General features: G+C 49.2%; 15 protein-coding genes. 6 read left to right on the top strand and 9 right to left on the bottom strand.

Translation table 11 applies throughout. From position 1 onward, the window contains the following. Nucleotides 1–3: 3 nt before the first annotated feature. Genes PREMU_RS13185 through rbsK form a run of 3 tightly spaced genes read right to left on the bottom strand, consistent with a single transcriptional unit; the run spans nucleotide 4 to nucleotide 4,977 of the window. Nucleotides 4–2,955, bottom strand: coding sequence for a SusC/RagA family TonB-linked outer membrane protein (locus PREMU_RS13185; RefSeq protein WP_007576047.1), 2,952 nt, complete (start codon nucleotides 2,953–2,955; stop codon nucleotides 4–6). A gap of 33 nt (nucleotides 2,956–2,988) precedes the next feature. After that, on the bottom strand, nucleotides 2,989–4,002 hold the full coding sequence (locus PREMU_RS13180) for a GRP family sugar transporter (RefSeq protein WP_007576045.1): 1,014 nt from the start codon (nucleotides 4,000–4,002) through the stop codon (nucleotides 2,989–2,991). Between the two features lie 30 nt (nucleotides 4,003–4,032). Further along, entirely contained in the window at nucleotides 4,033–4,977 is a 945-nt protein-coding gene (gene rbsK / locus PREMU_RS13175; protein ID WP_007576043.1) for a ribokinase, read from the bottom strand. Nucleotides 4,978–5,102: 125 nt separating this feature from the next. On the opposite strand from rbsK, the gene PREMU_RS13170 reads away from it, so the two are divergent. Further along, the gene (locus PREMU_RS13170; protein WP_007576041.1) at nucleotides 5,103–6,119 is read left to right on the top strand and encodes a LacI family DNA-binding transcriptional regulator; all 1,017 of its coding nucleotides are present in this window, start codon (nucleotides 5,103–5,105) and stop codon (nucleotides 6,117–6,119) included. A gap of 163 nt (nucleotides 6,120–6,282) precedes the next feature. Further along, nucleotides 6,283–6,567, top strand: coding sequence for a hypothetical protein (locus PREMU_RS15175; protein ID WP_156804027.1), 285 nt, complete (start codon nucleotides 6,283–6,285; stop codon nucleotides 6,565–6,567). Nucleotides 6,568–6,587: 20 nt separating this feature from the next. Here PREMU_RS15175 and nqrF read toward each other — a convergent pair whose 3' ends face one another. From nqrF to PREMU_RS13140, 6 genes are all read right to left on the bottom strand, one after another. Beyond that, complete coding sequence (gene nqrF, locus PREMU_RS13165) at nucleotides 6,588–7,856, bottom strand: NADH:ubiquinone reductase (Na(+)-transporting) subunit F (RefSeq protein ID WP_007576039.1); 1,269 nt, start codon at nucleotides 7,854–7,856, stop codon at nucleotides 6,588–6,590. An 82-nt stretch (nucleotides 7,857–7,938) separates the two neighbouring features. Beyond that, complete coding sequence (gene nqrE / locus PREMU_RS13160; RefSeq protein ID WP_007576036.1) at nucleotides 7,939–8,565, bottom strand: NADH:ubiquinone reductase (Na(+)-transporting) subunit E; 627 nt, start codon at nucleotides 8,563–8,565, stop codon at nucleotides 7,939–7,941. A gap of 6 nt (nucleotides 8,566–8,571) precedes the next feature. After that, nucleotides 8,572–9,201, bottom strand: a complete 630-nt coding sequence (locus tag PREMU_RS13155) for an NADH:ubiquinone reductase (Na(+)-transporting) subunit D (protein WP_007576034.1) — start codon at nucleotides 9,199–9,201, stop codon at nucleotides 8,572–8,574. Nucleotides 9,202–9,278: 77 nt separating this feature from the next. Continuing rightward, nucleotides 9,279–9,896: an FMN-binding protein gene (locus PREMU_RS13150; RefSeq protein WP_007576032.1), complete on the bottom strand. Its 618-nt coding sequence runs from the start codon at nucleotides 9,894–9,896 to the stop codon at nucleotides 9,279–9,281. Between the two features lie 12 nt (nucleotides 9,897–9,908). Beyond that, a complete protein-coding gene (locus tag PREMU_RS13145) occupies nucleotides 9,909–11,072 on the bottom strand; it encodes an NADH:ubiquinone reductase (Na(+)-transporting) subunit B (RefSeq protein WP_007576030.1) in 1,164 nt (387 codons plus the stop codon). Nucleotides 11,073–11,142: 70 nt separating this feature from the next. Next, nucleotides 11,143–12,495 carry a Na(+)-translocating NADH-quinone reductase subunit A gene (locus tag PREMU_RS13140; protein WP_007576028.1) on the bottom strand — a complete coding sequence of 451 codons (1,353 nt, stop codon included), beginning with the start codon at nucleotides 12,493–12,495 and terminating at the stop codon, nucleotides 11,143–11,145. A 164-nt stretch (nucleotides 12,496–12,659) separates the two neighbouring features. Between PREMU_RS13140 and PREMU_RS13135 the strand changes: the two genes are divergently transcribed. From PREMU_RS13135 to PREMU_RS13120, 4 genes are all read left to right on the top strand, one after another. Further along, nucleotides 12,660–17,078, top strand: a complete 4,419-nt coding sequence (locus PREMU_RS13135; RefSeq protein ID WP_007576026.1) for a translocation/assembly module TamB domain-containing protein — start codon at nucleotides 12,660–12,662, stop codon at nucleotides 17,076–17,078. 381 nt (nucleotides 17,079–17,459) lie between these two features. Further along, nucleotides 17,460–20,213: a TonB-dependent receptor domain-containing protein gene (locus PREMU_RS13130; protein WP_007576024.1), complete on the top strand. Its 2,754-nt coding sequence runs from the start codon at nucleotides 17,460–17,462 to the stop codon at nucleotides 20,211–20,213. Nucleotides 20,214–20,257: 44 nt separating this feature from the next. After that, a complete protein-coding gene (locus tag PREMU_RS13125) occupies nucleotides 20,258–21,673 on the top strand; it encodes a RagB/SusD family nutrient uptake outer membrane protein (RefSeq protein ID WP_040558476.1) in 1,416 nt (471 codons plus the stop codon). A gap of 26 nt (nucleotides 21,674–21,699) precedes the next feature. Beyond that, the gene (locus PREMU_RS13120; RefSeq protein ID WP_007576020.1) at nucleotides 21,700–22,113 is read left to right on the top strand and encodes a hypothetical protein; all 414 of its coding nucleotides are present in this window, start codon (nucleotides 21,700–21,702) and stop codon (nucleotides 22,111–22,113) included. Nucleotides 22,114–22,171: the final 58 nt, after the last annotated feature.

The following is a 22,171-nucleotide window of genomic DNA, read 5'->3' as shown; positions in this document are numbered from 1 at the left end:
ATTTTAGAAAATAATATTAACACCAAATGTAAAATCAGTAGTCCGAGGATAGTAGCTAGTCCCCTCTATGCCAGGTTCAAGACCACTAAGAGCAACCTCAGGATCAACTCCGGAATACCCCGTGATACAGAACACATTCTGGACTGTAAAGGATAATTTTATCCGCTTGATGAAGTCACGGTTGATTATAAAATTATAGCCCAGAGATATATTATCCATCTTTAAGTATGATGCATCCTCCACATATTTGGATGAATACTTATACTTTGTAGAGGTGAAGTTTGTATGATCAAGCCACTTCTCCGAAATATTCTTTAATCCTATAGAGCCTAAGTTCTCATATTGCAATGCATAGCTGTTCAGTACATCACCACCTATAGAGACACGGAGAGCAAAGCTTAGGTCCCATTTTTTATACGAAAGAGTATTGCTCCATCCCATCTGAACATCAGGATAGGCGTTGCCTATCTTAACCCACTGATCTTCTGGCACGCTTCCATCGTCACCTTGACCTTCAAGCACATCGTTGCCATCCTCATTTGTACCTATCCATTTTGGACCATAGAAAGTTCCTAAACTTTGCCCCTCTATCAGGCGCTGTGTGTATGCTGCCGCTGCATGAGACCAGCCTACACGGTAGGTGCCATTTTTAAATTCATCATTGGTAAACTTATTCAGTTTATTCTTATTATGTGATAACGTAAATGTTGTGTCCCACATGAAATCCTTTGACTTCACAGGGATTGCTCCCAGTGTGAGTTCAATACCACTATTGCTAATCTCTCCCACATTTGTAAAAAGCTCGTCATAGACATACGGAGGAGTAGGAACCGTATAGTTGTAGAGCAGATTTGTCGTACGGCGATGATAATAGTCTATCGTTGCCGTAATCCGTCCTGAAAGCACAGATAAATCTATACCTATATTAAATTCCTTCTTTTTTTCCCACTGAAGATTTGGATTGGCGTTACTGATAGGCTGATAAGTATTTGTCCACCGCCCATTATAGTAGAACTTACCAGCTGTTCCCATCAACAGTAATGACTTGTAATTATTAAAGTCCTGATTACCTGTAACACCATATCCTATACGAAGCTTTAAATCATCGACCCACTTGATGTCCTTCATAAAGGCTTCTCTACTAATTCTCCAACCTGCACTAACGGCGGGGAACCATCCCCATTTCTGGTTATTACCAAAACGGCTGGAACCATCCCTTCTCAGACTTAAGGATAATAGATACCTCTGATCGAAATTGTACATCACCCGACCAAAAAATCCTATATACTTATTAGACTCCTTATATGAATAGAGACTCGCTTTACCGTCTTGCAAAGCTGTACCTGAGCCTATACCATTAGTTCCCAGATCATCGAAATCAAAGCCCTGGTTCACTGATCTATGTGTTGTGTTATATGATCTTTCATACGTATATCCTAAAAGAGCCTGAAGCGAATGCTTGCCAAAATCATGAATATAGTTCAGCGTTGATTCATACTGCCTATCAGTATAATGATAGTCTTCTATAGTAGCCTGTCCATCAGTGCCTATCAGAGACGGATAATAGTGGCTAAAATATATCCTGCTCTCCATGGACACCTTGTTAAGTGCGATAAAATTATCCCATTTCAAACCAGGTACAGGCTTTATATTGAGCGTAAGCCTGACATTTCCGCCATAATTATCATCTTTGACATTCGCATTCCTTTCATTTATCATTGCCACTGGATTATAATATTCCATGGCTACTGTTCTACTATAACCACCGGCTTCAGTATTTGATGGATCATAGATAGGTTCCGTAGGATTATGTATGAAAGCCTGTTCAAACGCAGATGTAAGCGACGGGGTATAGCCTCGGTGCACTATAGATAAATTATAGTCGATATCCAACCACCCATCAAAAAGATTCTGGCGTATATTGGTATTGGCCATCATCTTTTCCATAGTATTCTTTTTCTGTAAACCATCACTATGTTCATAATTGAGCGAAGTATGATGGGAAAAAGTCTGTGAACCGCCACTTATACCAATAGTATGCTTATGACTAAAAGGCGTGCGCGTAATCTCATCAAACCAATCCGTAGAAGAACCATGAATATAGCTGCTTAGTTCAGGTCTATATGTGTTTATTACTTCCTTAAATCCTGAAGTGGAGAGTGGCTTGGCTCTGTGTGAAACAGAAGACACTGTCAGTTGACCATCATAAGTAACCTCTGTTTTCCCAGCACGAGCTCTTTTTGTGGTGATTATGATCACGCCATTAGTACCCCTGGTTCCATATATAGCAGCAGCACTACCGTCCTTGAGTACATCTACAGACTCAACATCATTGAAATTTATATTATTGATATCTGCACCTACGACACCATCTATTATAATTAACGGCCCTTGCCCAGCGGAAAGCGTATTCGTTCCACGCAACAGTACCTCATATTTCGCAGCAGGGTCAGCTCCATTCGGGTTTAGGATTGATAGTCCTGCGACCTTACCTTGTAACAGACCCATAGCATTGGTAAACGTTCCGACATTCATATCCGACTTACTGATACTGGCAACTGATCCCGTGATTCCCTTTTTTGTAGCTGTACCATAACCGATAACAACAACCTCATCCAGATTCTCGTTGTCAGGCTCCATCGTGACTTGCATTTTGGTCCCACTAGCAGCGACTTCCTTGGTCTTATGGCCTACATAGCTGAAGACTATTGTCTGCCCTTTTGATGCATTGATAGAGAAACTACCAGATAGATCTGTGACTGTGCCATAATTTGCTGGTCCTCCCTTTATGGTGACAGTGACACCAATTAATGGGTCACCATTTTCATCATTGACATTTCCAATGATATTCTGTGCCATGACATGCCCGGATGTCATACTCATGATTAAAAATATCAGCATGGCCATCAACGACACAGAGTGATGATGCTTGTGATTGAAATAAGACTTTTCCATAGTGTATCTTTAGGTTTGTTAGTAATGTTATTTTCAATTACCACCTGACGAGACTATTAGTCCAAGGCCGATGATAAACAGTATAAACATAATAGTCAACAAGTAATGTGCAGTCTTGCTAGTACCCTTAAATTCTTTCCACACGAAAACACCCCATAATGCAGCAATCATAGGTGCGCCTTGCCCAAGTGCATAAGAGATCGCTGCACCAGCCTTACCTGCGGCAATGTAGTTAAAAAGAGTTCCTATACCCCAGATAACTCCCCCCAGCATGCCAACAAGATGCGTTACCGAGGTCCCTTTAAAATACTCTTTATAGCTGACAGGAGCACCTTCAATCGGATGTTTCATTAGAAGGGTATTAAAGATGAAGTTACTTAAAAGTACACCTATTGAAAATATGAAGAAAGCTGTATAAGGAGTGGCTTTACCAGATGCCGGATACTCGAAATTATCCAAATCCATAGCTGCAGCCACGAACCTATAGAATAAGGACATAAGAATGCCTGAGACTATAGCAAGTAATATGCCCTTACGACTTCTGCTCTTGTCTATAGCGGAATCACCATTCTTCTTAGCCGAAGCTAACCCATTAAAAATCAAAGCTACAACTATAAAAGCAACACCTATGAATAGGAAGAAAGGATCTCCTTTAGGTGATCCAAAATAATTTATAAATACTCCAAGAACTAAAGCAAGTCCCACACCAACAGGAAATGCTACAGACATACCGGCAATACTTGTAGATGCAGACAATAATATATTAGAGCCATTGAAAATCACGCCTCCAATAAGTATAGATATTACCGATGCCGTTGACAACTGTTGCAAATCAGGAATGAAGCTACGGCCAGCGCTACCTATGCTACCCAATGTAAGCCCCATTATTATAGCAAATAGTACCATTCCTATTACATAGTCCCAGTAGAAAAGCTCATAGCGCCATGATTTGGCCGCCAGCTTTTGTGAGTTCCCCCATGAACCCCAGCATAACATAGTGATGAAACAGAGCACTATGGCCAATGAATAACTCAATACAATAAACATAGTCTTTGATTATTAAGATTGTAAAACTTTCTACTTTGCCGAAATATCAAGTTTGATATCTTCAAGATGCGGCATGGAGACCTGAGCCCCACGACGTGTGACTGTAACTGCGGAGGCCTGATTGGCAAACCTTAAAGCTTGTGGCATCTTGCTGCCGGATAATAGTGCTGCGCAAAGGGCTCCGCAAAATGTATCACCTGCTGCAGTAGTATCTACTGCTTTTACCTTGTATGCAGGAATATTGGTCAATTCTCCATCTATCAACGATAGGACACCGTGCGAACCTATCGTTATAACTACATCCTTAATACCCAATTCTTTGATCTTGTCTATCGCCTGACGTGTCGTAACATCATCGGTGATGTCTACACCTGATATCGTGGAAGCCTCTGTCTTATTAGGAATCAGCATATCTACATTTTCCAATAATTCAGTCGGTAATGGCTTCGTTGGTGCAGGCGCAGGATTCAAAATTACATAACAACCATATTCCTTGGCTATCTTAGATGCTGTCAGTATAGTATCTATTGGAGTCTCGAGTTGCATGAGCACAATGGCTGCTGCCTCAAACGCTTTATGAGACAGCTCTATTTCTGTAGGAGATAGCTCAAAATTGGCCCCCGGATTGACAATAATTGTATTTTCTCCACCAACTACTGTAGTGATTAGAGCTACTCCAGAAGATGCTTTTGTAGATCTATAGATGAAAGAAGTATCTATACCTTCTTCTTTTAAGTGCGAAAGTGTAGAGTTACCGAAATCATCATCGCCGACTTTTCCAATGAAAATAGTCTTGGCACCAAGTCTTGCTGCCGCAACGGCCTGATTAGCTCCTTTACCACCAAAGTTTGACATAAAGTCATGACCTATAATGGTTTCGCCAGGTAATGGGAAGCGAGAAGCAGATATGACCATATCAATATTCGTACTTCCAACTACGACTAAGTTTCCATGTTTCAGTTTATGCTTTTCCATAGTCAATTTTATTAGGTTTTCAACTGCAAATTTAGTTTTTAGTTCAAACAGTAACTTAAAAACGAAAGGGAAAAGTTATACTTCTAATTTTTTTTCTCTAATTTCGCAGAAAATTTCTTGCTTCTATGACGAAAATATCGCTTTCTGAAATGTCAAAAATGTTAGGATTCTCTAAAACTACAATCAGTAGAGTCCTTAATGGAAAAGCTGAAGAATACAGGATAAGCCTTGAAACTCAAGAACTTATCAACTTGGCTTATGCATTAATCAATGAGGATGTAAAAAATACACGCAATGATGCACAACAATTGCGCAACAATGTGGATATAAATATAGGGCTTGTCGTTCCTTTCATAAGTAACCCTTTTTTTGCCAATTTAGCTGAAGCAATTATATCAGAGGCTCAAGAAAACGGTCTCTCAGTGACGACTTTCGATTCTCAAGAGAATCCATCAATGGAACAAAGAATAATGAAAGAAGTACTAAGCCGGAATCTAAGTGGCTTAATAATAGTACCTGTTACTTCGAGGCCAGTAGAAATCGAGATGCTTCAGAAACATATGCCTCTCATTCTTGTTGATAGATATTTTAAACAATCAAAAATTCCTTATATTGCTTGCAATAATTATGAGGGAGGGTATATAGCAATGATGCATTTACTTAAAGCAAATCACAGAAATATACTTTGTATAGAAGGTCCGCAAACTTCTATTACAACCAAAGAACGAGAGAGAGGAGCAAAAGCCGCAGTTAGGGACTTCGGAAAAGACTGTACCTTATATCTTCGCGGAGGAGAATTCTCTGTTAGAAATGGATATCTCCAGACGCGTCTGAGTAAAACCTTAAATCCAAGACCTTCTGCCATATTTTCTATGAGCAGCACTATTTTGCTTGGTTGTATTAAGGCAATTAGAGAAATGGGACTTTCTATTCCACATGATTTTTCACTAATCACGTATGACAACCACGTATACTTTGATTATTTAAACCCTCCTATAAGTAGAATTGCACAACCCCTATACGAAATCGGTAGAACTGCCGTTAAAATAATGAAAGATTGTATCGTAAACAACAAGCCTATAAAATCACAAATTCTTCTGTCTCCAAAAGTAATTCTACGAGAATCTATAAAGGAGATTTGATTTGTAAATTACCTAACTTTCACAAATGAATATACTTTTTCATGATAGCCCAATTTTAGGTTAACCTTTATCTCTTGAAATACCACGCGGCGATTCTTGGCGCAGTCCTCACAGCCTGCCTGCTTGTTTCCTGCGGCAGGAAGCCTGCCAATGTCAACAGCCAGTGAGCAGCACACCACCAGCGACAGCATTGCCTAACTACACGAACAGGGGCAACACCCTGTGCAACGACAGCCAGTTTGAGGAGGCCCTGCGCACCCACAGTGAGGGACTGCGGCAGGGGCGACACACTGGAATGGGCGCAGGCACTGAACGACATCGGTACGGACTATCGCCGCATGGGCTTACAGGAGATGTCAAACTACGCATTTCCACGATGTTGCCAAGTCGTGATAATGACATGACCACGGCTTGGTCATCCTGTGACCACGGCGTGGTCATCCCGTGACTACGGCGGTTTGTGTCAGCCTATCCGAAGTTGTCATACATAATGCTCTCAGGCTCCACGCCAAGACTGTCAAGATAATCGGTGACGGTCTTGATGAGCATAGGTGGCCCGCAGAGGTAGTACTCGCAGTCCTCGGGTGCGTCGTGGTCCTTGAGATAAGTGTCACGCACGCAGTTGACGGCGAATCCGGCATAGTATTTCACGCCAGCGGCATCAGCCTTTGGGTCCGGACGGTCAAGAGAGAGGTGCATATGGAAATTGGGAAATTCCTTTTCCAGCTCCCAGAAGTCCTCCATGAAGAAGGCCTCGGACAGAGAACGGGCGCCATAGAAGAAATGCATCTCACGATCACGGCAATTCAAAGTCTTGGTCATATGCATGATCTGCGAGCGCAACGGGGCCATACCTGCGCCTCCGCCAATCCAAATCATCTCGCGCTTGCTGTCAAACCTTGGATGGAAATCGCCGTAAGGTCCGCTCATGCGGACCTTGTCACCCGGCTTCAGCGAGAAGATATAGCTCGATCCAACGCCCGTAGGCACGTCCTGAAAGCCTACCTGCGGCCGCGGCTTGAACGGTGTGGTGGCGATACGCACCGTCAGCATGATGATATCGCCCTCTGCAGGATAGTTGGCCATGGAATAAGCACGGATAGTGGGTTCTGGGTTGTGAGCCTTCAAAGAGAAGATATTGAACTTCTGCCAGGCGCCGATATACTCGTCACCAATGAGCGACTTATCGAAATCCTTGTCATAGTCAATGGTATCGTAAGCCGGAATAGCGATCTGCGCATAAGAGCCAGGGATGAAATCCATGTGCTCACCCGGCGGCAGTGCTACCTTGAACTCCTTGATGAAGCTCGATACATTACTGTTTGAAATGACCGTGCACTCCCATTCTTTAACATTGAGGATGGCGTCGGATACCTTTACGCTCAGGTCTCCATGCACCTTGGTTTGGCATCCGAGTCGCCAATGGTCCTTGATCTCCTTACGCGAGAAGTGCCCCTTCTCCGTGTCAAGGATCTCGCCACCACCTTCCAACACCTGCAGACGACACTGTCCGCAGCTGCCTTTTCCGCCGCATGCAGAAGAAAGGTGAATACCATTGTCATTGAGTGTAGAAAGCAATGAACCGCCTTGTTCCACCTCAATCTTCTTGTCACCATTAATGGTAATGGAGACCTTTCCGCTCGGACTGAGATATTTCTTAGCGATAAGCAGCATCACCACCAAGACAAGGATGGTAATGAGAAACACCGCTATGCTTACGCCGATAAATTGTCCCATATTCTAATTAATCTCTTTAATCTGTTATCTTTATTCTTTCTTCATTCGTATTCATTAGCGAACCGTCTTCCCTCAGCAAGCGTCAAAATTGCAGTCCACTGAAGCACATCATAGCCATTGCCATGAGACCGACGGTAATAAAGGCAATACCCATGCCCTGCAGCGGCTTGGGAATGTCACAGTAAGCCATTTTCTCACGAATGGCTCCGAACATGACAATAGCCAGCGTCCAACCCAGTCCGCTTCCGAGGGCGTAGGCCACGCTGTCACCGAAGTTAGTGATAGCCTGTGCATTGTCAATGGGCAGTTTGATGCGCTGCTGCATAAAGAGCGAGGCTCCCATAATGGCACAGTTCACCGCGATGAGGGGTAGGAAAATGCCCAGTGCCGCATAGAGCGACGGCGAGAACTTCTCAACGGCCATCTCCACGAGCTGCGTGATGCCAGCGATAATCGCAATGAAGAGGATAAAGCTCAGGTAACTCAGGTCAACTCCTTTGACAAGACAGTCGGGACCCAATACGTACACCTGCAGAAGATAGTTGATAGGCTCGGTGATGACAAGCACGAAAGTCACGGCAAGTCCCAGGCCAAGCGAGGTCTTTACGTTTTTGCTCACTGCCAGGTATGAGCACATACCGAGGAAGTAAGCAAAGATCATGTTGTCTACAAAGACCGACCGGAAGAGTAATGATATAGCGTGTTCCATTTCTTATTACTTCTTTTCGTCTTTAACAAAGAATGCACGGTTGATCCAGATGATGCAGCCGATGATGATCAGAGCGGCGCACGACATCGTCATCATGCCGTTGTTGATATAGCCGTGTGCATAAGCGCCCTGCGGGATGAGCTGGTAGCCGAGGAGTGATCCTCTGCCAAAGAACTCACGGAAAGCGCCTACGATAATGAGAATGGCCGCATAGCCCAAGCCATTGCCGATGCCGTCGAGGAAAGAAGGCCATGGCTTATTCATCATGGCAAAGGCCTCAAGACGGCCCATGAGAATACAGTTGGTGATGATCAGTCCAACATACACGCTCAGCTGAACGCTTACATCGTAGGCAAAAGCCCCAAGAATCTGGTTGACAACAGTCACCAGAGCCGCCACCACAACAAGCTGTACGATGATGCGGATGCGCATGGGGATGGTCTTGCGGATGAGCGAGATGATGACATTAGAAAATGCTGTAATGACAGTCACTGCAAGCCCCATGACGATGGCCGGCTTAAGCTGTGATGTTACAGCAAGGGAGCTGCATATGCCCAGCACCTGCACCATGATAGGGTTGTTCAAGTGCAATGGCTCAATAAAGGCTGCCTTATCTTGTTTTGAAAATAAACTCATAATTGTTGTTTTTATATCAAGCCTAATACGCTTATCATGTCTATTATGCCCAATATGCCTATTATGCCTAAAAAGAATTACTTGCTGTTAAGGAACTTCAGAAACTTTCCAAGCCCGTTGTGCAGCATGTTGGCCACACCGTTAGAGGTCAAGGTCGCGCCGGTGACAGCGTCTACTTGGGTAGAAGGATCTGTAACTTTCTTCTGCACAGAGAGCGCGATACTGTTGCGGTCATTGCCGTTGAAGAGCTTCTTGCCTTGGAATTTCTCCTGCCATTTCTGGTTATCCTTGATCTCTGCGCCAAGTCCTGCTGTCTCACTCTCATGGTTAAAATAGGCGCCGTAAACAGTAGACTTGTCGTCGTTGACCGACACATAGCCGCTGATACCACCCCACAGGCCTGTACCCGTCATGGAGAAGACGTATTTTGTTTTACCGTCGACGTTGCAGATGAACATCTCACTGCCATCAATTGTCTTCTCTTCTTTCACCACATTATTATATTTAGCTTCCGCCGCTCTGTCGTCAAGTCCGCGGATGTTAAGGCTGTAGAGAATCTGTTTTTTCTTTGCGAGAGCCTCGTTCGCCGTTTGCATGGGTTTCAATGCCTGATAGACAAAGGCAAGAAGGAAAGCCACAATCACGACGATGACAGCCGAATAGATAATGGTATATGAATTGCTGTTCGTTTTCATGTCTTTATGCTTTTATTCAGAAACCTTGCTGCGTTTGGCCCGCCTGGAGATATTACACTCCACGACACAATAGTCGATGAGGGGGGCAATCATATTGCCGAAGAAGATGGCAAGCATCATGCCTTCGGGATAGCCCTGGTTTTTTACGCGAACAGTAATGGCCATGACGCCCACAAGGAAGCCGTAGATCCACTTGCCTGTCTCCGTGCGCGCTGAGGTTACAGGGTCCGTAGCCATGAAGACAGCACCGAAGCAAAAACCGCCAAGGATGAGATGCTCCCACCAATCAATAGGCGTGGCGCCCGTTGCATGAAAGATGGCACCCATCAGAGAGCCGCCGACAAAGACGCTGAGCATAACCTTCCAGCTGGCAATGCCAGTCCAAAGCAGGATAACGGCACCAATAGCGATGGCGATAACCGATGTTTCACCAATAGATCCAGGCATCAGTCCCGTGATCATATTGCAGACGTTGGTATCAATGGGTGTTCCCTGCGCCAGGTGTGCAAGAGGAGTAGCCATCGTGAAAGAATCTGGAAGGGTGTTGCCTAAGCCAAAGATACTGTGGTCGGCCACCCACACAGCGTCGCCCGTCATCTTCGTAGGATAAGAGAAGAAGAGGAACATACGCGCGCCAATAGCAACATTGAAGATGTTCATTCCCGTGCCTCCAAATATCTCCTTGCAGAAGATAACCGCAAAGGCACACGCCAGTGCAAGGATCCACAACGGAGTGGTAACAGGGATGATGAGCGGAATAATGATGCCCGAAACGAGATAGCCTTCCTGGATCTCCTCGCCTTTCCACTGTGCCCAGGCAAACTCAATGCCCAGTCCTACTATATAGCTCACGAGGATTTTTGGCAACACGGCGAGGAAGCCAAAACCAAAGATTTCCCAAAACGATGCCGTAGCCAATGTGCCGGCCGCAAGATAGTTCTGGTAGCCCACATTGTACATACCGAAAAGCAAAGCAGGCAACAGGGCAATAACCACAAAGCTCATAATGCGCTTCGAATCGATGGCATCGTGGATGGACACACCAACCGTCGAGGTGGTATTAGGCACGAAAAGGAACGACTCAAAGCCTTCAAACACACTCCTGAAAACATGCAGCTTGCCGCCGTCCTCAAACTTAGGCCGTATCTTATCGAAATAATTCTTGATTGTGTTCATTCCAAATATTTGATTAATATTGGATTTTTATTTAATGTTGAAAGAATGTTGATGCTATCCGTTCAGTCTGCTAAGCGTTTTCTTTTCTTAGAATGTCGAGGCCTTCACGCACTATTTTCTGCAAAGGGAGCTTTGAACTGTCCACAAACTCTGCAAGGGCAAAGTCTTCCGGAGCCACTTCATAGATGCCAAGTTGCTCTTGCTTGTCGATGTCACCGGCAATGATGGCCTTGATGAGATATTCCGCATAGAGGTCCATGGGCAGCACACGGTCGTACTCACCGCTCATAATCATGTGGCGCTCGCCGCCTTTAATGCGCGCGTCAAGGTCGTAAACCTTTTTCTTTCCAAATATCCAGGAGAAGTAACTATGGCTGACAGAGAACTGTCTGGTGCGCGGAAGAATCCACCCCAGCGTCTCATCGGCGTCGTCTCCCTCAGGTATCACCGTCACCTCAGAGGTGTGAGCGCCGAGGAATCCGTCCAGACTATCGTGCGAACCGGTCAGCGGATTGCCGTTGATGATACGCAAATGGCCGTCTTCTTTGAGCCTTCCTGAAAGAATGTCTCTCAGAGGCGCGCCCACCTTGACGTCAGTATAGGAAGGAGCCTTCACCCGGCTACCTGCCACGGCTATGGTGCGCGTCAGGTCTACATGTCCCGTAAGGAAGAGCCGACCTATAAAGATCACGGCAGAAGGGTCAACAGTCCACACGGTTTTATTCTTGCTCATCGGGCTGACATGGTTAATCTGCACACTAACATTTCCTGCTGGACAAGGACCGTCAAACACATTGAGATCCACTCCCTCTACACTTGTCAGCGCTGCCGCCGTTTGTTGCGCACCGGTGCCTAAATGCACAGGAGCGACACGTGCCAAGGCCATCAAGCCGGTGGCGAAAGCCTCTTCGTTGCCTTGAAGCTCTACTTCAAAATCGCACGACAACGGCATATCGCGCAACGCTGAAACAAAGATGCCGTCAGGTTGTGTCTGTGGATTGGCCACCACAGCATATGGCAACTGATTGATGTAGCCGAAGATTCCGGCCTCCAATAACTTTGCTTTCACGGCGTTGCCGTCAAGATCCTCAGGATTGGCCTTACCATAATCGCGTACCTGCTGTGTAGTATCAGCCTCGACAGTGACCATAAGCACCTTGCGGCGCGCGCCTCTCACCACAGCCTTCACGGTGCCGCTCACGGGTGAAGCAAAGCCCAACTCCGGACATTGCTTACTCACAAACAGAGGCTCACCGGCGAGGACGTGGGCGCCTTCCTTCACAGCCAACTTCGGAGTGATGCCTGGGAAGGATGACGGGGACAACCCATAGACAGATGATGGCGGCGTCACCACCCTCTCTCTCAAGGCTTTCCCTGCCAGATTAATGTCTAAGCCTTTACGCAACTTAATTACATTTGCCATAGAACAGATTAAAAAAAAGAATTGTGTACTGCGTGCAAATTTAATCATTTTTTGTATCATATAACAGAAATCGTTGCCCTTTTTCTTTTCCGAGGCTGTTTTTTTCCCTAATTTTGCAGTGAGGAAGCGAAATGTCTCCTTTGTAATCATATTCTGAAACATACTTGAAGAAGGTTAGGCGAATCATCAATCTCCTCGTCTGGCTGACGGTAGGACTCTATCTTGCCGTCATAGTCATGGTGCATGTCCCTGTCGTACAATCGGCATTGGGCCCCGCTGTGGCGTCCGCCATCTCCAGGAAACTCGGTACGCCCGTGTCGGTGGGTCGCGTGGATGTGGGTTTTCTCAACCGTATCATCATCGACGATGTGGCCATGCTCGACCACAGAGGCAAGCACATGCTTTGGGCTTCGAGGCTGTCGGCCAAGTTCAGTTACACCGACTTGATGCGGGGAAGGGTCACCATCACTTCCGCACAGATCTTCACACCCAAGTTCAACCTCTATCAGGAAGATGCGTCGACAAAACCCAATTTCCAGTTTGTACTCGACTCGCTTGCGTCCAAAGACACCACGCATCAGTCGAGGCTCAACCTCGCTATCAACAGTCTCATCGTCCGGCACGGACAGGTAACGTGGAACCGCTGGGACAAACCGCGCCTGAAAACCTTCGACAACAACCATCTGAAACTGTCTAACGTCAGTTCACATATTATTTTCGATATCGTCAACAGCAACACTTATCACCTGCTTCTCAAGAGGTTATCACTCCATGAGGCATCAGGCATCGACATTCGCTCGCTCTCTTTCAAGGCCGCTGTGAGCAAGACGTCATTTGCCCTTGACGATTTTCAGCTCTCGCTACCCCATTCGGAGATTCTTATTCCCCACATCAAAGCCTCCTTCGACAAAAGCCTGCGCGCCTTTGATGCCACTATAGCCTTGTCGCAGGTCAATCCTTACGATTTTCGGGCTCTTGCTCCCTCACTTGCCGTTGTCAACCGTCCCCTGTTGATCAGACTGTCGGCTCATGGCAAGAATCAACACATCTTCGTCAACCATCTCGACATCTCCATGCCCCGATTCACGGGCTATCGCGATTTCAACCGTCCTTCCGACCTGCGCCTCTCCGCTGTTGTCAGGCTCACGTTGGGCAAACCTGTGGCCTGGCGGGCTGTAGTAAGACAGTTTCATGCCAACGCCAACGTAGTGAAATACTTTGCCGGAAAGGTCCCCGACGTGGTGATCCGACTGGGCGACATTGCCTTTCATGGATCAGCCACAGGACATGGCCACAACCTGAAAGCTAAAGGCAAGCTCCACACAGGGGCCGGCGACGCCAACCTTGATGTATGGAAGTCGGGCAACGACCTTGGCGGGCACCTCATCACAGAAGCCCTCAACTTAGAGAGAGTGCTGAACAATCCCCACTTCGGCATGCTTGCAGCCGATATCAACGGTACCGGAAATCTTGAACAAAAACACTTTACGGCCCAAGGCAATCTTGGGCGATTCGACTACAACCACTATACTTACCGCAACATCAACCTCAATGGTTCCTATGCCGACGGCATGGCTAACGGACGTGTCAGCATCGACGATCCCAATATCAGTCTGTCGGCAGAAGGCAGCGCACAGTTTGTGGGGAAAGAGAAGGGCGTCAAGCTAAAAGCCTCTGTCAGCCATTTTCTCCCTTCCGCTCTAAGACTGCTTGAGGGCCGGTTGGCCAACGCAACTTATAGCGGAACGGTGGATGCCGATTTCCGAGGGCATGACATCAACACGGCTGACGGCTATCTTCGTGTCGGCAACTTTTCAATGCGACAAGGCGACAACACTTATTCACTTGATACCCTGAAGCTTCATGCCGGGCACTCACCGCGCGGGCACTATCTGTTTCTTCAAAGTAGTTTCGGCGAGGCAGCAGTCTACGGGCGGTTCGACTACGCCGCCCTTCCGCAGGCAATAGAGAATGTAATTGTGAAAAAGCTGCCGGGCATCACCAATCTCGCACCCTTCAAATACCGCCCCATCCATGCGGGTGAGGTGAGCTTTGCCGCCAGTCTTTCCGACAGCCGATGGGCCCGTCCCGTCCTCGATCTGCCTCTCGATATCCTTGATACCGTCACCGTGCGCGCTACTTTCGGCAGGAACGGCAGTTCGCTCGACGCTGATCTCTCTGCGCCCAACTTGCTGTGGGGCAACCGACATCTGAAGAATATCCGGACCAAAGTGCGCACCATGGATGGCACACTCACCCTCGACGGAGGCGTCACCAACATGCACTCCGAGACCCTTGGTACCGACATTGGACTCAACGTCAAGGCAGGCTTCGACCGTATCAAGGCAAGCATTTCTCTCGACAATCACGCCGCGAGTCAGCGACTGCGGGGCACTGTGAGTACTTCCATTGCCTTTCGCAAGAATCTCGCGGGCAAGACGCTCGCACTGCTCAACTTCGACCAATCACAATTTCATATAGGCGACACCCTCTTCACGATACACCCCTCAACCATCCTGTATAGCAAGCGCCACCTCGAAGTACACGACTTCGCCATCAGCAGTGGCTCACAGCGCATCCTCGTCTCCGGAACCGGCACCGCCAGCGATCGCGACTCGCTCACCGCAAAGCTCACAAACGTCAACGTGAGCTATCTGATGAATCTCATCAACTTCCATTCTGTCGACTTCAGTGGGGCGACATCGGGCACGGCAAGTGTAAGAAGGCTCTTTACCAGCCCTGATGTCGGCGGTGCCTTACGTGTTGACGGCTTCCGCATGATCGACGGACGACTCGGCACACTCTTCGCCAATGTGGGCTGGAGACTTAGCGAAGGACGGATCAACATCAACGGAGTGGCACGCGACACCCTTCGTGAAGCAGGACGGGACATTCCCGCCCGCACCGTCGTCAGCGGTTATGTATCGACCAAACGCAACTACATTGACCTCGGCATACAGCTCAATAATTCGCGCGCCGAGTTTCTCAACACACTCTGCTCCAATTTCCTGAGCCAGACAAACCTCCGCGGAAACGGCAACCTCAGGCTATGGGGAGACCTGAAAAAACTTAATCTCACCGGCGACATCATCGCCGACGGAGCAATGACTATTAAGCCCACAGGCGTGCGATACTACGTCAATGGAGGAAAAGTGCATTTCATAGAAAACGATATACAGCTCCCCGGTGACACCATCCGCGATGAATACGGCCACACCGGAGTCGTGACAGGTGACATCCACCATCAGCATATCACCCACATGACAGCCGACATCTCCGCCCGTGCCACCAACCTGCTCGCCTACAACACCAATGGCTCTGACGGCAGGAGCTTCTATGGCAAGGTCTTCGGTACGGGCAACGTGACCATAAAGAGCCGGCCAGGGACACTCGAGGTCAATGTCAATGTCACGCCTAACAAAAGGTCAGAAGTGGTCTACGACATTACGAGTACCACAGCTCCCGACACGCAGGACTTCATCCACTGGCATGACCGCAATGCCACGGCACCCTACCAGGACACCACAGCCGTGCAGAAGCCAGACGAAGATCCCGACATTCCCACCGACATTCACCTGAACTTCCTCATCAATGCTAACCCAAGAGCCACCCTACGCATCATCACCGACAAGGCTTCAGGCGACTATATCACACTCAATGGCAATGGAACCCTGCGCGCTACCTATTTCAACAAGGGTGGAGTCGACATCTTCGGCACTTACACCGTGGAGCGGGGCGTCTACCGCCTCACCGTCCAAAATGTCATCAAGAAAGCGTTCGACTTCACCCAGGGCGGCACCATCACCTTCGGCGGCGACCCTTATGCCGCTCTGCTCAAATTGCGAGCCCAGTACACGATCCCCTCAGTGAGCCTCGCCGACCTGCAGATGAGCCGTGGATTCTCGGCAAACAACGTGAGAGTGAACTGCATCATGAACATCACCGGAACTCCGGAAGAGCCTCATGTAACCTTCGATCTCGACTTCCCGACCATGAGCGCAGATACCAAGCAGATGATTTACAGCATCATCAACAGCGAAGAGGAGATGAACCAACAGGTGCTTTATCTGCTTGCCGTCGGACGCTTCTATTCACGCGGAACCAACAACGCCGAAGCGCAAGGAACCAATCAGACTTCGCTCGCCATGCAAAGTATCCTCAGCGGTACACTCACCCAACAAATCAACAATGTGTTAGGCAGCGTCAACAAAAACAGCAACTGGAATTTCGGTGCCAATATCTCCACAGGCGATGAAGGATTCAACAACGCGGAGTATGAGGGACTGCTCAGCGGCAACCTGTTCAACAACCGCCTCATCTTCAACGGCCAATTCGGCTATCGAGACAATGCCAACGCCACCACCTCGTTCATCGGAGACTTTGACTTGCGCTACAAAATCCTGTCCAACGGCAATTTCAGCGTGCGGGTTTACAATCAGACCAACGACCGCTATTTCACGCGCAACTCACTCAACACCCAGGGTGTAGGCTTCATTCTCAAGAAAGACTTCGGAAGTCTACGCGAATTATTCTCATTCGGAAACAGGAAGAAGAAGAATAAAACGAAAAAGGCTGATAAATAGCGACTTACCTCTCTCAGCATTCCACAGCACTCTGCACCCGATGCGTTTACAGTGTAATGGCAATGCGTCTACACTGTAATGGCAACGCGTCTACACTGTAATGGCAACGCGTCTACACTGTAATGGCAACGCGTCTACAGTGTAGAGGCAACGCGTCTCAGCCACACCCTGTGAAAGCCACCATTTGGCATGCCATGACCACGCTACAGCCAGGGAATGAAACAGGAGAAGCTTAACATCAGAATTACGACTGTAAGATGGATAAAATCTTAAATATAATTAATTTCTTAACGCTTTTTTGCCCATCCGGAATAATATAGCGATAATTGCACCAAAATACAGGAGAACATTGTAAATTATTTGTAAACATTTTATTGCAGTATGAGATTTGTTTCCTTTCTGGGGCTTGCTTCAGCATCGGTCGTGACGATCGCGGCTTACGGCGGGACCTCGGACACCACACCTTTGCGCAACCTTCTTACAGACAGCCTCTACCTCAACGAAGTCGTAGTGACCGGACAGGGCGGTGCACTCCAGCGCCGTCGCCTTTCGTCAGAAGTGGCCAAGGTTTCAGCCAAGGATCTGAAAGCCCTCCCGTCCGACCGCCTCGACCACCTGCTTCAGGACGCACTTCCCAACATTCAGATTTCCATCAATAGCGGACAGCCAGGAACCACTTCGCAGATACGCGCGCGAGGGCTGTCGTCGGCTTATTCCAACTCCACGCCGGTCATCTATGTCGACGGCGTACGCGTGGACAACCTCAACACCGGTGCGTCCGTAGGCTTCCGAAAAAGCGGTTATTCGCCGGAGCCCTACGGCCTGAGCGACCTGCCCATGGGTGAGACAGCGGCTTCCGGATCACTGGGAGACATCCCCCTGGAAAACATCGACCACATCGAATACCTCACAGGAGGCGCCGCCACCACGCTCTACGGTTCAGATGCCGCCAACGGAGTAATACTCATCACCACCAAGAAGGGAGGCGACGGCACGTTTCATGCGTCTGCGGCTATGGAGCTCGGACTCACCGCAGCCGACACCCAGTGGTACTTTTTCCATCGCACCAAAGACCTACTCCATCAGACCGGCGTCTATCAGAAATACAGGTTTTCAATGAATGGAGGCAACGACCGTTTCGGATATTCGTTGGGCGCATCCATGCAGCACGATGACGGCATGATGATTCACAATGGCAATGAGAACAAGAAATACGACCTACGCTTTGGGTCACACGCCCGCATCAACTCCATTCTCTCCTACGACAACTCTTTCGGTTTCGTCGCTACCGACTTCACCCGCCGCCGCAACGGCAACCAAGGACTGTACACTCCGCTGTGGACCACAGAGTGTTCGGCGGCAGCTGACCTCGTCTACACCGACGCTGAGGGCAATCGCCACAACTACATAGCCGACCTCGATGCCATGGACGATACCCAATACCGGTCGCTCAAGGACTTCATCAGTGAGGCCGAGCGCTTGCAGGACAACAAGGAAAGCATCAAACGCTTCCAGATGTCACACACACTCACCCTGCGTCCGTTGAGCGGACTGACGATAAAAGGCATCTTCGGCCTTGATTACCGCAACGACGATTTCAAGGAAATCATCACCAACGCCTGGCTCATCGCTACACAGGTGAAGCCCAAGGGCACCACCGACGCCGGACGCGTGAACAACACTTCGCGCGCTACCTTTGGCCTCACCGCTGACGCCAGTGCCGAGTATCGCTACCGCTTCGCCGACATTGTGAGCAACATCGCGACAGCGGGATTCCAGTTCTTCTCCACCGACGACCATCAGGTGCTCTATGCAGGGCGTGGCGTACGCGACGGCGCGCGCGTCATGAGTGGTGCCGCGGTGGTCAATGCCGATGAGCGCAAGAGCCGTGTGAGCAGCTACGGGGTCTACCTGCAGGACAATATCGGATTCTTCGACAAGTACTATCTTGATCTGGGGCTGCGCATGGACTACAACTCAGCCTTTGGTGACAATGTGGGCTGGCAGGCTTATCCCAAGGTGGGACTGTCTTACATGCTCTCCGATGAGCCTTTCATGAAGCAGTTCCACGACCGCGGACTCGTCAGTAACATGCGTCTGCGCGCCAACTACGGCGTGGCAGGCACCTATCCCCCTGCCTATAGCTTCGAGACCACCGTCGACGAGGTGACCTTCAACGGCGCGCAAGCCGCCGTTTTCGGCCAGCAGGGCAACCCCAACCTGGGACCCGAACGCAAGCATTCGTATGAGGCGGGCTTCGATGCCTCGCTCTTTCACGACATCGTCAGCCTTTCATTCACCTATTATTACAACTTGACGAAAGACGCACTCTTCAGTGTTCCCACCCTCCCCTCCTCAGGAAGACAGTCGTGGTACCTTGCCAACGTGGGACGTATCAGCAATCGTGGCATGGAGATGACAGTCGGACTCAAGCCCGTAGATAACCGCCAATGGACTGTTGACGTCAAGGCCTCGCTTAACACCAACCGCAATCGTGTGGTCTCTACGGGTGGCCTGCCTACCTTCCAGATAGGTGGATTCTCGCCACGCACCATTATGACGGCAGTTACCGAGGGCAGACCCGTGGGCTATCTCTACGGTGCCAAGGCAGTAATCAACAACGACGGCACGCTGAAAGCAGTGGAACAAGGTGCCGACCTCGGCTCCACCATCCCGTCTATCTTCGGCAATCTCAGGGCAAGCCTACGTTACCTCGGGTGGACACTGACAGCCAACGGAGACTGGCAGCACGGCAGCTACATGCATGAGTGGAATAGACAGTTCCGATTCCGCAAGGGACTGGCTGACAAGAACGTACCTGATGCGGCACTCGGCAAGCAGACACACGCGCAGACGTGGCTCAACTTCACCAGTTGTTTCGTAGAGCGTGCCGATTTCTTCAAGGTACGCGACATCCGCCTCGACTATACCTTTCACCCTCGTGTACGGAGCGTGAAGAGTATCAGCGTGGCCATGAATGTCTATAATCCGTTCTCTTTCACCGCGGCACAGGACGACCCAGAGGCTGTACTCAGCAGTGCACGCTCCCAAGGCGCAGTGGCTGCGGGAGGTATCAACTATGCTACCTTCTCCGCGCCACGACAGTATATCCTCACGCTCAGCGCAACATTCTGATCGCCCCCAGTGCTTAATAGGCCCATCACAATATCCCCATTACCATGAAAAAAATGATTATTCTCTGCCTCGCCCCCCTACTTTTCGCCTCCTGCGATCTGCTGCAAGGCGACGGCAATGCCGACCCCAATGTCGACGAGAGCAAATATCTTCACTCCGACAATGCCATGCAGGCATGGGTCAATGGCACGGAGATGCAGCTCTCACAAGCTGTGGGAAGTTATGTGCAGCTGCTGGAACTTGTCTCTGATGACTACTATAACCAGTATTCACGCTCAAGCAATGTCTTCGACCAACCCATGCTTCTCAGCACTGACGACGACGTGAAGGACCTCCAGCGCTGGGCAGCAACGCTTAGGGAGTCAGCTGACTACGGACTCCTTACCGTGGCTAAGCACGACACGAAACTCTCTCATGAACAGAAGTTCACACTGGACTGGATCCGCGCCTACTCGTTCATCCTCGGTGGAGAGACCTTCACGGGACTGCCTATGCAGAACGGTGGCGACGTCAAGCCCTGGCGTGAGCTATTAGAAGAGGCGCGGAAAGAACTTGCTGCCACCCTTGAGGAAGCACCTGTCGACAGTGACCGCGCGTTCGTAGAGACGCTTCTCGCCCGAGCCTGCTACCGTCTCGGCGACCGCGATGAGGCGATGAGCCATGCCCGAGCCGCACTCAGTGCCAGCCCAGACTTCGTGAAATTCGTCAATTACGACGGAGCCAACAACGTCAACAACATCGCACAGGAAGCCCTATGGGACAACTGGTTCCAGCCTTTACCACGTCTCGACTTCCTCGATCCGAAATATTTCAAGACCTCTTCCACCGAGGAACGGCCCGTCTGCATTGCGAAAGCGGAGGAGAACTATCTGATTCTTGCCGAAGCTGAGGCGGCCGGCGGCAACGATGAGGCTGCCAGGACCTGGCTGCGGCAGTTGCTCCGGCTCGTCAACAGCCGGCCCACCATGCGCATCATTGATGCCAATTGCGAGATGTATAACAGTAAATCCAAGCCTTACCCCATGTCTGCCGATTACAAGGTGCGCGCCTCGGCGACAGACCCTTATCGTAGTGGCCTTGTCCAGACACGCTCCAACACCACCTATGTCAACGTGCCCATTGTCTCAGGCACATCGGTAGACAAGGCGATGGTGGATGCCGCGAAAGGCGACAACCTTCTCGAACTCATCTATCTCTTGCGGCAGGAAGTCTTCATGGCGGAAGGGCGACGTGTCGCCGACCTCGGTATCCGGTTGCCTCTCTGTGACACCGAGGCAGCCCATGCGCCCTCGGCGGAGGCCTTCACCGAGGCAGTTATTCCACCATTCATCCCCAAAAACGGCGAAATGGATAACTTCGATCTCGACGCTGACAGCCATACCGTCACCATACACTATAACATGAACCACGTCATTGTGGAAAACAAACACTCCGACTATGTCGTGCCATTCGTCAAATAATTGTTAGATTCGCAAATAATGTCATCATGACAAAAGTAAAAACATGCTTTTTCCTTGCCGCCATCGCCTTGTTCTCCGCCTGCCAACAGACGGAAGACGAGAAGGCGGCGCCGCTGATGAGCAAGATCGATTCGCTCTATCATGCAGGCGATTATCAGGCTACACTCAATGCCATCACACGGTTGCGCGCCAACCATCCCAAGGCCATCAAGAGCCGTGAGAAGGCACTCATTATCTGGCAGGACGCCTCACTGAAGATGACCCAAAACGACATTGGGCGGACCGACTCAGCCCTACAGGCCACCATCAGGCAGTTGGGACAAGAGCACGACCTCTACAAGAGAAACATGCTGCGTGTGAAACGTGACTCGCTGCAAGTACGCTACGATGCCCTCTGTGGCACAGTACGCGTCATCCACAAGCGGCAACAGCAAGACTGACGGCTGCAAGGGTGCAAGCATAAAAAAAGAGCCTTTTCTGCCATACACTCTTAAAAAA

This window comes from Hallella multisaccharivorax DSM 17128, assembly GCF_000218235.1.
GTDB lineage: Bacteria > Bacteroidota > Bacteroidia > Bacteroidales > Bacteroidaceae > Prevotella > Prevotella multisaccharivorax.
This window is presented reverse-complemented; position numbering and strand designations above follow the sequence as displayed.

Excerpts from the sequence above, each read along its gene's own strand:
- nqrF (WP_007576039.1), bottom strand. The coding sequence starts at position 7,856 with ATGGGACAATTTATCGGCGTAAGCATAGCGGTGTTTCTCATTACCATC.
- PREMU_RS13145 (WP_007576030.1), bottom strand. The coding sequence starts at position 11,072 with ATGAACACAATCAAGAATTATTTCGATAAGATACGGCCTAAGTTTGAG.
- PREMU_RS13125 (WP_040558476.1), top strand. The coding sequence starts at position 20,258 with ATGAAAAAAATGATTATTCTCTGCCTCGCCCCCCTACTTTTCGCCTCC.
- PREMU_RS13155 (WP_007576034.1), bottom strand. The coding sequence starts at position 9,201 with ATGAGTTTATTTTCAAAACAAGATAAGGCAGCCTTTATTGAGCCATTG.
- PREMU_RS13120 (WP_007576020.1), top strand. The coding sequence starts at position 21,700 with ATGACAAAAGTAAAAACATGCTTTTTCCTTGCCGCCATCGCCTTGTTC.
- PREMU_RS13140 (WP_007576028.1), bottom strand. The coding sequence starts at position 12,495 with ATGGCAAATGTAATTAAGTTGCGTAAAGGCTTAGACATTAATCTGGCA.
- PREMU_RS13185 (WP_007576047.1), bottom strand. The coding sequence starts at position 2,955 with ATGGAAAAGTCTTATTTCAATCACAAGCATCATCACTCTGTGTCGTTG.
- PREMU_RS13150 (WP_007576032.1), bottom strand. The coding sequence starts at position 9,896 with ATGAAAACGAACAGCAATTCATATACCATTATCTATTCGGCTGTCATC.
- PREMU_RS13170 (WP_007576041.1), top strand. The coding sequence starts at position 5,103 with ATGACGAAAATATCGCTTTCTGAAATGTCAAAAATGTTAGGATTCTCT.
- rbsK (WP_007576043.1), bottom strand. The coding sequence starts at position 4,977 with ATGGAAAAGCATAAACTGAAACATGGAAACTTAGTCGTAGTTGGAAGT.
- nqrE (WP_007576036.1), bottom strand. The coding sequence starts at position 8,565 with ATGGAACACGCTATATCATTACTCTTCCGGTCGGTCTTTGTAGACAAC.
- PREMU_RS13130 (WP_007576024.1), top strand. The coding sequence starts at position 17,460 with ATGAGATTTGTTTCCTTTCTGGGGCTTGCTTCAGCATCGGTCGTGACG.
- PREMU_RS13180 (WP_007576045.1), bottom strand. The coding sequence starts at position 4,002 with ATGTTTATTGTATTGAGTTATTCATTGGCCATAGTGCTCTGTTTCATC.